At 65.3% G+C, this 13,809-nt stretch carries 11 protein-coding genes; 8 read left to right on the plus strand and 3 right to left on the minus strand.

All coding sequences use genetic code 11. From position 1 onward, the window contains the following. Positions 1–54: 54 nt before the first annotated feature. Positions 55–579, minus strand: coding sequence for a C40 family peptidase (locus LR961_RS07150; RefSeq protein WP_232147716.1), 525 nt, complete (start codon positions 577–579; stop codon positions 55–57). Between the two features lie 112 nt (positions 580–691). Between LR961_RS07150 and LR961_RS07155 the strand changes: the two genes are divergently transcribed. From LR961_RS07155 to LR961_RS07185, 7 genes are all read left to right on the plus strand, one after another. Continuing rightward, on the plus strand, positions 692–1,171 hold the full coding sequence (locus tag LR961_RS07155) for a peptidylprolyl isomerase (protein WP_232147717.1): 480 nt from the start codon (positions 692–694) through the stop codon (positions 1,169–1,171). Positions 1,172–1,413: 242 nt separating this feature from the next. Further along, the gene (locus LR961_RS07160) at positions 1,414–2,622 is read left to right on the plus strand and encodes a DUF418 domain-containing protein (RefSeq protein ID WP_232147718.1); all 1,209 of its coding nucleotides are present in this window, start codon (positions 1,414–1,416) and stop codon (positions 2,620–2,622) included. Positions 2,623–2,638: 16 nt separating this feature from the next. Then, complete coding sequence (locus LR961_RS07165) at positions 2,639–3,889, plus strand: FAD-dependent oxidoreductase (protein ID WP_232147719.1); 1,251 nt, start codon at positions 2,639–2,641, stop codon at positions 3,887–3,889. After that, a complete protein-coding gene (gene gorA, locus LR961_RS07170) occupies positions 3,886–5,238 on the plus strand; it encodes a glutathione-disulfide reductase (protein WP_232147720.1) in 1,353 nt (450 codons plus the stop codon). Before LR961_RS07165 ends, gorA begins: the two co-directional genes overlap by 4 nt. A gap of 118 nt (positions 5,239–5,356) precedes the next feature. After that, positions 5,357–6,289 carry a DMT family transporter gene (locus tag LR961_RS07175; protein ID WP_232147721.1) on the plus strand — a complete coding sequence of 311 codons (933 nt, stop codon included), beginning with the start codon at positions 5,357–5,359 and terminating at the stop codon, positions 6,287–6,289. Next, the gene (locus LR961_RS07180) at positions 6,286–6,642 is read left to right on the plus strand and encodes an MGMT family protein (RefSeq protein ID WP_232147722.1); all 357 of its coding nucleotides are present in this window, start codon (positions 6,286–6,288) and stop codon (positions 6,640–6,642) included. Before LR961_RS07175 ends, LR961_RS07180 begins: the two co-directional genes overlap by 4 nt. A gap of 42 nt (positions 6,643–6,684) precedes the next feature. Beyond that, positions 6,685–7,332: a rhomboid family intramembrane serine protease gene (locus LR961_RS07185; protein ID WP_232147723.1), complete on the plus strand. Its 648-nt coding sequence runs from the start codon at positions 6,685–6,687 to the stop codon at positions 7,330–7,332. 140 nt (positions 7,333–7,472) lie between these two features. Here the strand turns inward: LR961_RS07185 and LR961_RS07190 are convergent, their stop codons facing one another. Both LR961_RS07190 and LR961_RS07195 read right to left on the minus strand, forming a co-directional pair. Then, complete coding sequence (locus LR961_RS07190) at positions 7,473–9,479, minus strand: M13 family metallopeptidase (protein ID WP_232147724.1); 2,007 nt, start codon at positions 9,477–9,479, stop codon at positions 7,473–7,475. Between the two features lie 317 nt (positions 9,480–9,796). Continuing rightward, positions 9,797–11,893: a M13-type metalloendopeptidase gene (locus LR961_RS07195; protein WP_232149256.1), complete on the minus strand. Its 2,097-nt coding sequence runs from the start codon at positions 11,891–11,893 to the stop codon at positions 9,797–9,799. A 276-nt stretch (positions 11,894–12,169) separates the two neighbouring features. Between LR961_RS07195 and LR961_RS07200 the strand changes: the two genes are divergently transcribed. Beyond that, entirely contained in the window at positions 12,170–13,777 is a 1,608-nt protein-coding gene (locus tag LR961_RS07200) for an NAD(P)/FAD-dependent oxidoreductase (RefSeq protein ID WP_232147725.1), read from the plus strand. Positions 13,778–13,809 lie beyond the last annotated feature (32 nt).

Below are 13,809 nucleotides of genomic sequence, written 5' to 3' on the forward strand. Positions count from 1 at the left end.
GATAGGTACATATTTCGTTAAAGAATCGTTATTTTTCGCGACTGAATACTCGTTTCAGCGCAAAACACGCTTGGCACCGGTGTAATGGTCGCGCCAGTACGGCCCATTCAGGTAATCCAATCTGACCGTTCCGCCGGTGCTTGGCGCATGCACGAAGCGGCCTTCGCCGACATAAATACCGACGTGCCAGACGTTGCCTTTGTTGCCAAAAAACACGAGGTCGCCGGTGGTCAGCCGCTCCGGGGCGATCTTCGGGCCCTGGATGTCGGCCAGCTCGCGGGAGGTGCGTGGCAGGTTCAATGCCAGCATGTCGCGGTAGACGTAAGTGACCAGCCCGCTGCAATCAAAACCGGATTCGGGCGTATTGCCGCCGTAGCGGTAGGGCGTGCCGACCAGGCCCAGGGCCCGCATCAGCACCGATGACGCCGCCGCCGGATCGGCCGGGGCTACCGGCGAGTAGTTGCCGGCCGATGGCGTCTGCTTGCTGGGGCTGTGCCCGCAGGCCGCCAGGGCGGCGGTGACCAGGAGCGTGGCGGTCAGCTGCCACGTGCGCGTGCGGAAAACTGGCGTGATGTGCATGGAGCCCGGATAATGCGCCACCTCAGAAGGCCGTCATCATGGCGGCGTACCTGGCGGCCGGCAAGGCCGTCCCACCGTCTGCCAGCGGGCAGCCATACAGACAGAGTTAGGCATGAAGATCGAAAAAGACCGCGTTGTCCGTTTCCACTACACCGTTTCGGAACAGGGCCAGGAGCCGATCGAAAGCTCCAAGGACCGTGATCCGCTGGCCATCCTGATCGGCCACGGCAACATCATTCCGGGCCTGGAAACGGCAATGATGGACAAGGAAGCCGGCGAGAGCTTCGGCGTGGACGTGAAGTCGGCTGATGCCTACGGCGAGCGCCGCGAGGGCCTGACCCAGCGCGTGCCGAAGAAGCACTTCGGCAACACCCGTCTGATCCCGGGTACGCAGGTGATCCTGCAGACCAACTTCGGCCCGCGCGCCGTGACCGTCGAGAAGGTCGGCATGACCGTGGTCGACGTCGACCTGAACCACCCGATGGCCGGCAAGGACCTGCATTTCGACGTGGAAATCGTTGAAGTGCGCGAAGCCAGCGAAGAAGAAGTGCAGCACGGCCACGTGCACGGCGACGGCGGTCACCAGCACTGATCGGCCGCACCGGCAACGATGCAATGGACAGCCCGCCTTGTGCGGGCTGTTTTTTTGTTCGGGATGGGTGATTGGCAGCAGGTTCGCAGGTCGGGGTGAAATCCCCGCGCGATTCCAATGGCAGGGCCCACCAGCGCTGGGAGTCCCGGCCCGGCACATAACGCTACCGCCTGTCGCGTCATCCGCTGGCGGTCATCGTCCAACATGCTCTAATCGCCCACCACATGCCAAAGGAACCGGCCTTGTCGAACGCTGCTTTCCAGCCCATCGCGCCGAGCGAGCGCATCGCAACCTTGGACGTCCTGCGCGGCCTGGCGCTGTTTGGCATCCTGCTGATGAACATGGAGGCTTTCAGCGGCCCGCTGGATCTGTCCTTCACCGGCATCGACGCGCATTGGCACGGGTTGGATCGCTGGGCTGACGCCTTCGTCTACGTGTTCGTGCAGGGCAAGTTCTTCACCTTGTTCTCGCTGTTGTTCGGCGTCGGCTTTGCGGTGATGGCGCAGCGGGCCGAGGCGGCCGGGCGCGATTTCACCCGTTTCTATCTGCGTCGCAGCCTGGCGTTGCTGGGCATCGGCCTGCTGCACGCGTTGTTGCTGTGGTCCGGCGACATCCTGGTGGCCTATGCGCTGTTGTCATTCGCGCTGCTGGCATTCCGCGAAGCGCCGCGTGGTTGGTTGCCGGCGCTGGGCGTGGGCTCCTATCTGGCGGCAGCGGGGTTGATGCTGCTGCTGGGCGCGGTGATGACACTGTTGCCGGACGATGCCGCTGCCGCGCAATCGGCCGCAATGCAGGCCGCCAGTGAAGCGCAGCGGCAAGCCTTCGCCCACGGCAGCTATGGCCAGGCGGTCCTGCAACGGCTGCGTGACCTGGGTACGTCGCTGGGCGCATTGCTGCTGGTGGGGCCGCAGGTGCTGGGCATGTTCCTGCTTGGCGCGTGGTTCGCACGCAGCGGAGCGGTGGCTCGGCCCGCGGAGTACCCGCGCCTGTATGCGGTTCTGCGTTGGCTGGCGTTGCCGCTGGGCCTGGCGGTGATGCTGCTCAGTGTCTGGTTGCTGCCGTACGTGGCGCCGGGACGCTTCGATCTGCAGACCGGCACGGTCTACGCACTGAACGCGATCGCCGGTTTGCTGATGTGCCTGGGTTACCTGGCCTGGGGCGTGCGCTGGAGTGGAGCGCTGAACTGGCTGGCGCCGGCTGGGCGCATGGCGTTGAGCAACTATCTGGGCCAGTCACTGATCTGCACACTGGTGTTCTACGGCTACGGCCTGGGTTGGTTCGAGCAGATGGGGCGCGCCTGGCAGTTGTTGTTCGCGGTGGTGCTGTTCGCAGCGCAGGCGCTGGTCAGTCACTGGTGGCTGAAGCATTTCCGCTTTGGTCCTGCCGAATGGCTGTGGCGCGCGATCACTTACTTGCAGCTGCCACCATTGCGGCGTCGGCACGAAGGCTGAGGCTTAGAATGGGCCGGTGAATTCCCCCCAAGACGACGTCCTGATCATCGGTGCCGGCGCCACCGGGCTGGCCACCGCGTTGGCCCTGTCCGATGCCGGACGCCAGGTGCGTGTGATCGATGCCGGCGCATTGGGTGGCGCTACATCACATGGCAACTGCGGCACCATCACGCCCAGCCACGCGCCACCGTTGGCAGCGCCGGGCGTGCCGATGCGCGCGCTGCGCTGGATGCTGTCACCGCAGGCGCCGTTGTATATCCGGCCACGTTTCGATCCGCAGTTGTGGCGTTGGCTGGCGCGCTTTGCCGCGCGCTGCAACCGCCAGGACTGGTTGCAGAGCACCCAGGGCCGCGCCGCATTGTTGAACGATTCGCGCCAGCGTCTTGCCGACTGGGTAAGCCGCCATGCGCTGGACTGCGAGTTCGCCGAGAAGGGCCTGGATTACGTCTTCCGCCAGCAGGCCAATTTCGAACTGCATGCGGCCGAGTGCGAGGCCTTGCAGCAGTTGGGTATCGCCACGCAGGTGATCGACGGCGCCGACTATCTGCGCCAGGAACCAGCCTTCAACGCCGGCGTGGTCGGTGCGATCCGTTTCCCTGGTGATGCCAGCCTGCGGCCGGATCGCTACACCGCTGAGCTGGGTCGTGTGCTGCGTGCGCGTGGCGTGCAGATCGAAGAGTACTGCGCCTTGCTTTCGTTCGATCCATCACACGATGGCGTCCGTGCGCAGACATCGATGGGCGAGCAGCGTGCACGGGAACTGGTGCTCGCTACCGGCGCGTGGTCGCCGCAGCTGGTCGCGCAGGTGGGGCTGCGCATGCCGATCCAACCGGGCAAGGGCTACTCGATCACTACCAGCCACCCGGCGCAGGTGCCGAGCCGCCCGGTGGCGTTGAAGGACCGCTCGGTGTTCGTCATTGCCTGGGATGGGCGCATGCGGCTGGGCGGTACGATGGAATTCTCCGGGCAGGACTGCCGCCTCAATGAAACCCGGTTGCAGGCGCTCGAACAGGCGGCACATCAGTATCTGCGGCAGCCGCTGGGCGAGACCGTACATGAACGCTGGTACGGCTGGCGGCCGATGACCTGGGACGACATGCCGGTGCTGGGCCGTTCACCAAAGCATGCTCACGTCTGGCTAGCGGCCGGGCATGGCATGCTCGGCATCAGCATGAGCAGTGGGAGTGGACAACTGATGGCTGATCTGATCACCGGGCGGGCACCGGCCATTGATCCCGCACCGTATCGCGCGGAGCGTTTTCAATGAGTGCCAATTCATACGATGTCGTTGTAGTGGGTGGTGGTTCCGGTGGTCTGGCGGCGGCATTCCGCGCCGCGTCGCATGGCGCCAGGGTGGCGATGCTGGAGCCGGGCGAGCTCGGCGGTACCTGCGTCAACGTCGGCTGCGTGCCGAAGAAGGCGATGTGGCTGGCCGCGGACCTTGCCGAACGCATCCAGCTGGCAGCGCAGCTTGGATTCGATGTTCCTGCCGCACCGGCCCTGGACTGGACACAACTGGTGCAGCGCCGTCAGCGCTACATCGGCAACATCCACGCCAGCTACCAGAAGCGTCTGGACGAAACCGGCGTGGCACGGATCAGTCGGCGCGGTCGTCTGCTCGATGCGCACACCGTGGAATGCGAAGACGGCACGCAGCTGCGTGCCGAGCACATCGTCATCGCCACCGGCGCACATCCGCTCAAGCCTGAACTGCCGGGCGCGGAGCTGGCCGGTGTTTCCGACGATTTTTTCGCGCTGCGCTCGCAGCCGGAGCGGGTGGCAATCGTGGGCGGCGGCTATATCGCCGTTGAACTGGCCGGCGTGTTGCGCGCGCTGGGCAGCGAGGTCGTGCTGCTGGTGCGTGGCCAGCGCCTGCTCGGTCACTTCGATGCCGAGCTGTCCGACCAGCTGGCCGAAAACCTGCGCCTGCAGGGCGTGGACCTGCATTTCGGTTGCGAGGTGAAAGCGTTGGAGCGGCAGCACGGACGCGTGCGCGCGCTGCTGCACAACGGCCCGGAGCATGCCGTGTTCGACACGTTCCTGTTCGCCACCGGGCGCGCGCCAAACACGCGCGGACTGGGGCTGGAACAGGCCGGGGTGAAGCTGGGCGAGAAGGGGGCCATCGACGTGGATGCGTTCCAGAATTCCTCGGTGCCGAGCATCTTTGCGGTCGGCGACGTGACCGGGCGTGTCACCTTGACGCCGGTGGCCATCGCTGCCGCGCGCCGGTTGATGGATCGCCTTTACGGTGGCCAGCCGGAGGCGCGGCTTGATTACGACAATGTGCCCAGCGTGGTGTTCGCGCACCCGCCCTTCGGCACGGTGGGCTTGAGTGAAGAAGAGGCGCGCAAGCGTTTTGACCGGGTGAGCACCTATCACAGCAGGTTCCGGCCGATGCTGCAGTCACTGGGCGACGGTCAGGTACGCAGCGTGTTCAAGATGGTCTGCGCCGGTGAAGAGGAAAAAGTTGTCGGCATCCATCTGCTGGGCGAAGGTGCGGACGAGATCCTGCAGGGTTTTGCGGCGGCATTGAAGGCCGGCGTGACTCGCCGGCAGTTGGAAGACACGGTGGCCATCCATCCCACCTCGGCAGAGGAAGTGGTGTTGATGCGTTGAGGTGAGGCGCTGGTTCGGCTTTGGCGGTTGGTGTTGCCGCAGACGCTCAGGTCTTATCCGCGCCGCACTTCAAGCGATGCACTCCCCATAATGAGTGCCCCCCGCACCCGCAGTACCGATGTCCGAGTCTGTCAGCGCCACCTTGCCCACCCGTTCCCGTCGCCTGCTGTTGAGTGGGCTGCTGATGGCCGGGGTGGGCGCCATTGCTGCGTCGGGCAAGGCGGTGATCGTCAAGCTGGCGTATCGGCACGGCGTGGATGCCACCGCGTTGCTGGCGCTGCGGATGATGATCGCGTTCCCGTTCTTCATCGCTATGGGCGTCTGGGCCGCAAAGCGTGCCGCGCCGCTGTCCCGCGGCGACATGGGGCGGGTGTTGCTGCTGGGCTTCAGCGGTTACTACCTGTCCAGTTACCTCGACTTCCTTGGTTTGCAGTACATCACTGCGACGCTGGAGCGGTTGATCCTGTATCTCAGCCCGACGCTGGTGGTGCTGATCGCGCTGGTGGTGCTCAAGCAGCGGCCGACGCGGATACAGGTGGTGGCATTGCTGGTCAGTTACCTCGGCGTGCTGCTCGCGTTCGGGCATGACATCCAGTTGGAGGGGCGGCGCACCTTGATCGGCTCGGCGCTGGTGTTCGCCAGTGCGCTCAGCTACGCGGTGTATCTGTTCGGCAGCGGCCAGGCGGTGGCGCGCATCGGCGCAGTGCGGCTGACCGCATACGCCAGCATGGTGGCCTGCGTGCTGTGCATCGGCCAGTACCTGCTGTTCCAACCGCTGGGTGCGTTGTGGACGCATGCGCCAGCTGTGTACTGGCTGTCGCTTCTCAATGGCACGGTGTGCACGGTGCTGCCGGTGCTGGCGATCATGGTCGGGGTCAAGCGGATCGGCTCGTCGCTGGCGGCGCAGGTGAGTATGCTGGGCCCGGTTTCCACCATTGTGCTGAGCGTATGGCTGCTCGACGAACCGATGGGCCCGTGGCAGAGCGCCGGAACGGTGCTGGTGCTGGCGGGCGTGCTGCTGGTCGGCAGCGGCGTGGCGAAGAAGCGGTGAAGGCGCCGCTCAACGAGTCCGTGGACCCGGCGCTGGGGCATGCACGCATCCTCAAGGTGATACGAAACATTCCGCGCGGCCAGGTGCTGGGCTATGGCGAAGTGGCGGCAAAGGCCGGCTTGCCGGGCCGCGCGCGGCTGGTGGCGCGGCTGCTGGGCAACAACGACGACCCGGATCTGCCGTGGCATCGGGTACTGCGCTCGGACGGGCGCATCGCCATGCCGGAAGGCTCGCGCGGCTGGCGCGAGCAGAGCCAGCGGCTGCGTGCCGAAGGCGTGGTAGTGGAGAACGGCCGCGTGAAGCGCGCCAAACCCGCCAACAGCATGGACGAGGCAATCTGGGGGCCAGGCTAGCGGCTGCGGCTATCATGGACGGTAGTTCCCCTGGATTCCGTCATGTTCCCCCGACTGCCCAAGATCACCCAGACGTTGCTGATCGCCAACGTCGTCCTGTTCCTGCTGCAGCAACTGCCACAGACGGCAGGTGTGTTCACCCAGCTGATGCTGTGGCCCTTGGGCTCGCAGCAATTCTTTGCGGATTCGCCGGGTTTTGAGCCGTGGCAGTTGCTGACCTACGGCTTCCTGCATGGCGGCTTCGGCCACCTGTTCTTCAACATGCTGGCGCTTTTCATGTTCGGCGCACCGCTGGAGATGACCTGGGGCGAGAAGCGCTTTCTCACCTATTACATGGTCTGCGTGGTCGGCGCGGGCCTGTGCCAGCTGCTGGTTGCCGCGCTGTTCGGTGAGTACAACCCGGTATTGGGCGCGTCCGGTGGCGTGTTCGGCCTGCTGCTGGCCTACGGCATGCTGTTCCCGAACCAGCGGGTGATGCTGCTGTTCCCGCCGATCCCGATGAAGGCGCGCACGTTCGTGATCGTGTTTGGTGCGATTGAACTGGTGCTGGGCTTCACCGGCTGGCAGCCGGGCGTGGCCCACTTCGCGCACCTGGGCGGCATGTTGTTTGGCTGGTTGCTGATCCGCTACTGGCGCGGGCAGCCGCCGTTCAACAACAAGCGCGGACCGCACCTGCGACGCGTGAAGTAACGCGTTCCGGTAGTGCCGAGCCATGCTCGGCACGGGCTTGCCGGTAACGTTTCAGCGGAGCACTGCTCCGCTCTACAAGGCGGCAGGCAAAGAAAAAGGCGCGGAATCCGCGCCTTTTTCGTGTCTCACTTCAACCCGCATCAACGCCAGATCTTGATCTGCTCCGCGTCGGTGCGCTGCATCGGCTGGCCCGGCTTGCAGCTGAAGGCCGCGCCGAACGCGGGCAGGTTGGACAGCGGCGCATTGGCACGCCAGCGGCCCGGTGCACGTACATCCGAAGCCAGACGCTGCACGGCTTCGTTCGGCGAGAGCTGCTGTGCCCACAGCGAGGTCCAGCCCTTGAAAAAGGCCTGCTTGTCGGCCGGCTTGGCATCGGCCTGGGCGGCATTGAAGGCTTCCCAGGCGATTTCCACGCCGGAGATGTCGGCCATGTTCTCGTCACGGGTCAGTTCGCCGTTGACCTTGGCGTCCTTCACGCCCGGGAACGCGTAGCCGCTGTACTGCGCGGCTACGCGGTTGCCGAGCAGGGTCCAGGCACTCTTGTCGGCCGGCGTCCACCAGCTGCGCAGTTCGCCCTTGGCGTCGATCATCGCGCCCTTGACGTCGATGGCACGGCTGACTTCATGCGCGACCAGGCCACCGAAGGCACCAAACTTCTCGGCGCCGCTGGCGCTGTCGGCGAAGATCGGGCCCTGCAGTGCGGCGGCAGTGACGATCAGGCGGTTCTGCGCGATGTCATAGGCGATGGCCGGCTGCTGCGGCAGCACGTCCCAGCGGCGGTCGGCGTTGCCCTTGCCGATGCGCTTCATTTCCTGCGCATGGCGCCAGGTGGAGGCGATCAGCATGTTGCCGCCGAAGCTGCCACGGCCCATCGGCTGCACGGTGTAGTCCAGATCGCGCAGCGGGGTGCCGATCTCGATCTTCATCGCGGCCAGCTTCGCTTCGGCCTCTGCCTTGGCTTCGGCGCTGAGCCAGGTGCTGCGCTTGACCGCAGCAATCTGCGCTTCGCGGATCTGGTCGACCATCACGCCGGCCTGGCGGCGCACGTCGCGGCTGAGGTAGGTGTTGGCGTACTCGTGGCCCAGCATCGGGCCGGCGGCAACGTTGATGGCGTCCAGCACCGCATCGGCACGCGCCGGAGCGATGGTCTGGCCGCGCAGCAGGCGGCCGCGGAATTCGAACTCGGCGTCGCGGTAAGCCTTGGACAGGTACGGTGCCATCGAGTCACCCACGCGCCAGCGCAGATAGGCCTTCCACTGTGCGGCCGGCAGGCGCGCGACCATGCCGTTGAGCTGCTGGAACAGCGTCGGGTCGGCCAGCGAGACCAGGTCGTCATTGACGCCCTGGGCCTTCAGGAACGCATCCAGCTGCAGGTTGCGGTAGCGGCCCAGGTCCTTGGTGGCGACCGGCGCGTAGTTGTTGAACGGGTTGTTGATGTCGGCCACCGAGTGCGCGCTGCGCGCCAGTTCGGTTTCCAGCTGGATGACCAGCGCCGACTCGGCGTCCAGCTTGTCGGCCGGGGTGCCGGTCAGTGCCAGGATCTGCTTGACGTAGGCGCGGTAGCGGCCCATCAGTGCGACGGTGTCGGCATCGGTGCGGGTGTAGAACGCCGGGTCCGGCAGGCCCATGCCGCCCTGCATGAAGTAGCCGATGTGGCGGTCCAGCGCCCTCAGGTCCACGTCCGGGGCGAAGTTGAACGCCACCGGGATGCCGACCTGGTGCAGTGCGGCGATCGAGGCCGGGATGTCCTTGGCCTTCTTGATCGCGTCGATGCGGGTCAGCAGCGGGGCGATCGGCTTGGAGCCATCGGCTTCCACGGCGGCCTCATCCAGGCCGCTGGCCCAGAAGTCGCCGAGCAGCTTCTGCACATTGCCCTGCGGGCTGGTCATCGAGCGCTGCAGCAGCTGGCGCTGCTGATCGCGGGTGTTGCTGGCCAGCTGGCCCAGTGCGGTCACGGCGCCGGTCTGCGGAACCGGGTTGGCCTTGAGCCAGTTGGCATTGGTCAGCTCGTAGAAGTCACCGCAGGCCGCGCTCACCGCCGGTGCGCGCGCAGCGGCCCGCTTGCGGGCGGCGTCGGCATCGTTCGTGGACAGGACGGCGACCAGGCCGAAGGCCAGGGCGAGGGTAAGCGGGCGAATGGTGGGCATGTAGTGCATATCCGCAGAAGGACAAAGTGGGCGGAGTTTAACAAGCCGCCAAGCGATTGGCGCCGGGGATGGTCGCGGTTTTGTGGATTGGAGCCAGGATCGTGACGGGGCGCGTGGGTGCGATGTAGGAGCGGCGTAAGCCGCGAAGCTGGCGGGACATGAAGCGCCAGCCAGGTAGCAATTGCACACACGTCCCGCGTCTGCAGCCATTACCAGCTTCGCGGCTTACGCCGTTCCTACAAATGCGGGCAGGACCGGAAAAGAAGAAGGCCCGGCAATGCCGGGCCTTCCCATGTCACATCACTGCGTGGCAGCGATTACCAGATCACGACCTGCTTGTCGCCGGTGCGGACCATCGGCGAGCCGGCCTTGCACTGGAACGCAGCAGCGAAGGTCGGCAGGTTCGACGGCGCGCCCATCGCGCGGAACTGCGCCGGTGCGTGCGGATCGGTGGCCAGGCGGACCTTGGCGTTTTCCGGGGTGTACTTGGTGCGCCACACGGTCGCCCAGTTGAAGAAGAAGCGCTGGTCGCGGGTGAAGCCCTCGACCTTCGGGTCTTCCTTGCCGGTGCTGGCCTTCTGCAGGGCGTCGTAGGCGGTGGCCAGGCCACCCAGGTCGGCGATGTTCTCGCCCAGGGTCAGCGAGCCGTTCACGGCCTGGTCGCCCACCTTGTACTCGTTGAACTGGTTGACCAGCTTGCCGGTCAGGCCGCTGAAGCCCTTGGCGTCAGCCGGGGTCCACCAGTTCTCGAAGTTGCCGGTCGGCCCGAAGCGGCTGCCCTGGTCGTCGTAACCGTGGGTCATCTCGTGGCCGATCACCGCACCGATGCCGCCGTAGTTCAGGGCGTCGTCGGCATTCGGATCGAAGAATGGCGGCTGCAGGATCGCGGCCGGGAACACGATCTCGTTCTGCAGCGGGTTGTAGTAGGCGTTGACCATCTGCGGGGTCATGCCCCACTCGGTCTTGTCCACTGGCTGGCCGATCTTGCCCAGCGCCCACTTGTAGTTGAAGGCGTTGGCGGCACGCACGTTGCCCAGGTAGTCATCGTGGGTGGTGCTAAGGCCCGACCAGTCGCGCCACTTGTCCGGGTAGCCGATCTTCGGGGTGAAGGTTTCCCACTTGGCGATGGCCTTGGCCTTGGTTTCGTCGCTCATCCAGGCCAGACCCTGGATGCGCTCCTTCAGCGCGGCTGCCAGGTTCTTGACCAGCTCTTCCATCTTGGCCTTGGCTTCCGGCGAGAAGGCGACCTTGACGTACATCTGGCCGAAGGCTTCGCCGGCATTGTTCTCGACCGTGCCCAGCACCTGCTTCCAGCGCGGCTTGATTTCCTTCTGACCGTTGAGTTCCTTGCCGTAGAACGCGTAGTTCTCCTGCACGAAGTCATTGCTCAGGTACGGCGAAGCGCCGTCAACGGTGTGGAAGCGCAGGTAGGCGCGCCACACGGCCGGGTCGGTGTCGCCCAGCATCTTGCTCACTTCCTGGTGGAAGGTCGGCATGGCCAGCGAGAACGAGGCCGGGGCAGCGATGCCCTGGGCCTTGAAGAACTCGGTCCAGCTGAAGTTCGGGGTCAGCTTGTCGGCGTCAGCGACGGTGACCGGGTTGTAGTACAGCGACACGTCACGCGACAGTTCGACGCTGGACTTGGAAGCCTTGGCCAGACGGGTTTCGAACTTGACCACGTCCTCGGCCTGCTTGGCGGCGTCGGCAGCGGCCACGCCGGACAGTTCCAGCACCTTGGCCACGTGTGCCTTGTAGGCGTTGAGCTTGTCGGCCTTGCTGGCGTCGGTGTAGTAGGTGGTGTCCGGCAGGCCCAGGCCACCCTGGCTGGCGTAGGCCATGTTCATCGACGAATTCTTGAAGTCCGCTTCCGGACCGAAACCGAACAGCACGTTCTCGCCCTTGGCGGCGGTGCTGCGCAGGTAATCGGCGATGGCGGCGGTGTTCTGCAGGCCGTCGATGGCGGCCAGATCAGCCTTCAGCGGGGTGATGCCCAGCGAATTGATCTTGGCCTCGTCCATGCCGGCGGCCCAGAAGTCACCGACGATCTTCTCGATGCCGGTGGCGTTCTTCATCGCAGCGGCCTGCTCGGCCAGCTGGTGCTGCACGGCGACGGAGCGCTCGTCCAGGATGGTGAAGGCACCCCAGCTGGTGCGGTCGGCCGGGATGGCATTGGCGGTGAGCCACTTGTCATTCACGTAGCCGCCGAAATCGGTGCAGGCGTCCTTGCTGGCGTCCAGGTCGGCCGCGGTGAACGCGTTGTAGGCCGGCAGCTTGGATTCGTCCAGCTTCAGTTCGGTGGCAGCAGCGGCAGCCGGAGTGGCAGCCGGGGCAGCCGGAGTTTCTTCTTTCTTGCAGCCGACCAGCGCGGCCGAAACGGCCAGGGTCAGCAGAAGGATCTGGGGTTTGCGAACGATCACGGGATTGGCCTCCAGGCCGATTTCAGAGCACGGGTGTGGCCCCGCAACCAGGGCCGAGCGCAGAAGATACGCCTGAAACCGATCGCCAAGGGGTGTCGAAGGTAATGGCCGGCAGCTTGATATGCAGGAGATCGCTTCTTCCGTTCTCACCGTGGAGGAGAAGCGGGGCGGGGGCTTCAGATAGCTGCCTGTCTTTCACGGTTTCCTGGCCGGCCATATGAGCCAGGAGTCGTCTGATAGGCGTCCGATTCCACACGATGCTATACAGCGGGAATGACCAAGACATCAGCAAAGCAGTGGGATGCGATCCTGATCGGCGGCGGCCACAACGGGCTGGTCTGCGCAGCCTATCTGGCCAAGGCCGGCAAGCGGGTGCTGGTACTGGAGCGACGCGCGGTGGTGGGCGGCGCAGCGGTGACCGAGGAGTTTCATCCGGGTTTCCGCAACTCGGTGGCCTCTTATACGGTGTCGCTGCTGCAACCCCGGGTGATTGCTGATCTGGAACTGGAGCGGCATGGCCTGCGGGTGGTGCCGCGGCGAATCAATAATTTCCTGCCGCTACCGGGTGATCAGTACCTGCTGGCCGGCAGCGGGCGGACGCAGGCGGAAGTGGCGAAGTTCTCGCTTCGTGATGCCGAGCGCCTGCCGGAGTACGAGTGTCGCCTGGATATCTTCGCCGACGTGCTTCGCGCGCTGGCGTTGCAGGCGCCGCCCAACGTGACCGATGGCGGTTGGTTGCAGGCGCTGCCGGAGCTGTGGAAAGCCGGCAAGCTCGGCCGGCAGCTTCAATCGTTGGACGCGGGGTTGAAGCAGGAGCTGCTTGATCTGTTCACCATTTCCGCCGCCGAGTATCTGGACCGTTGGTTCGAGAGCGCGCCGATCAAGGCGTTGTTCGGCTTCGATGGCATCGTCGGCAATTACGCCAGCCCTTACGCGCCAGGCACCGCGTATGTCCTTCTGCATCACGTGTTGGGCCAAAGCAATGGCGTGAAAGGGGCGTGGGGGCACGCCATCGGCGGAATGGGTGCGATCACCCAGGCGATGGCGCGTGCGGCGATCGAAGCCGGTGTGCAGATCCGCACCGATGCTGGCGTGGCAAGAGTGCTGGTCGAACAGGGTCGGGTGGTCGGTGTCGTAACCACATCCGGCGATGTGCTGCGTGGCAAGGCCATCGTCGCCAACGTCAATCCCAAGCTTCTGTATGAGCGCCTTCTTGACCCGGCGGACGTGCCGCGTGACACACTCGAACGGATGCACAACTGGCGCTGCGGCTCAGGCACGTTCCGCATGAATGTAGCGCTGTCGCGTCTGCCGGATTTCAGCGTACTGCCGGGGCAGGGCGATCACCTCACCGCCGGCATCATCATTGCGCCGAGCCTGGATTACATGGATCGCGCGTTCCTGGATGCGCGCCAGTACGGCTGGTCGCGCGAGCCGGTGGTGGAGATGCTGATTCCCAGCACGCTGGACGATTCACTGGCCCCGCCGGGCCAGCACGTGGCCAGCCTGTTCTGCCAGCACGTCGCGCCGCAGCTGCCGGACGGTCGCAGTTGGGACGATCACCGCGAAGAAGTGGCTGATCTGATGATCGCTACCGTCGACAAGCATGCGCCGGGCTTTGCGGCATCGGTGCTGGGCCGCCAGATCATGAGCCCGCTCGATCTGGAGCGCACCTTCGGCCTGATCGGCGGCGACATTTTCCACGGTGCGCTGAGCCTCAATCAGTTGTTCAGTGCAAGGCCGATGATCGGGCAGGCGAACTATCGTGGTGCGATTCCAGGCCTGTACCTGTGCGGCGCGGGAACGCATCCCGGTGGCGGTGTTACCGGCGCGCCGGGGTTCAATGCGGCGCGGGAGATTCTGAAAGACAACGGCCGCTGAAAGCGGCCGTTGCTGGTTCCAGGTCTTGATAT

It is taken from the genome of Stenotrophomonas sp. SY1 (assembly GCF_021202945.1).
GTDB lineage: Bacteria > Pseudomonadota > Gammaproteobacteria > Xanthomonadales > Xanthomonadaceae > Stenotrophomonas.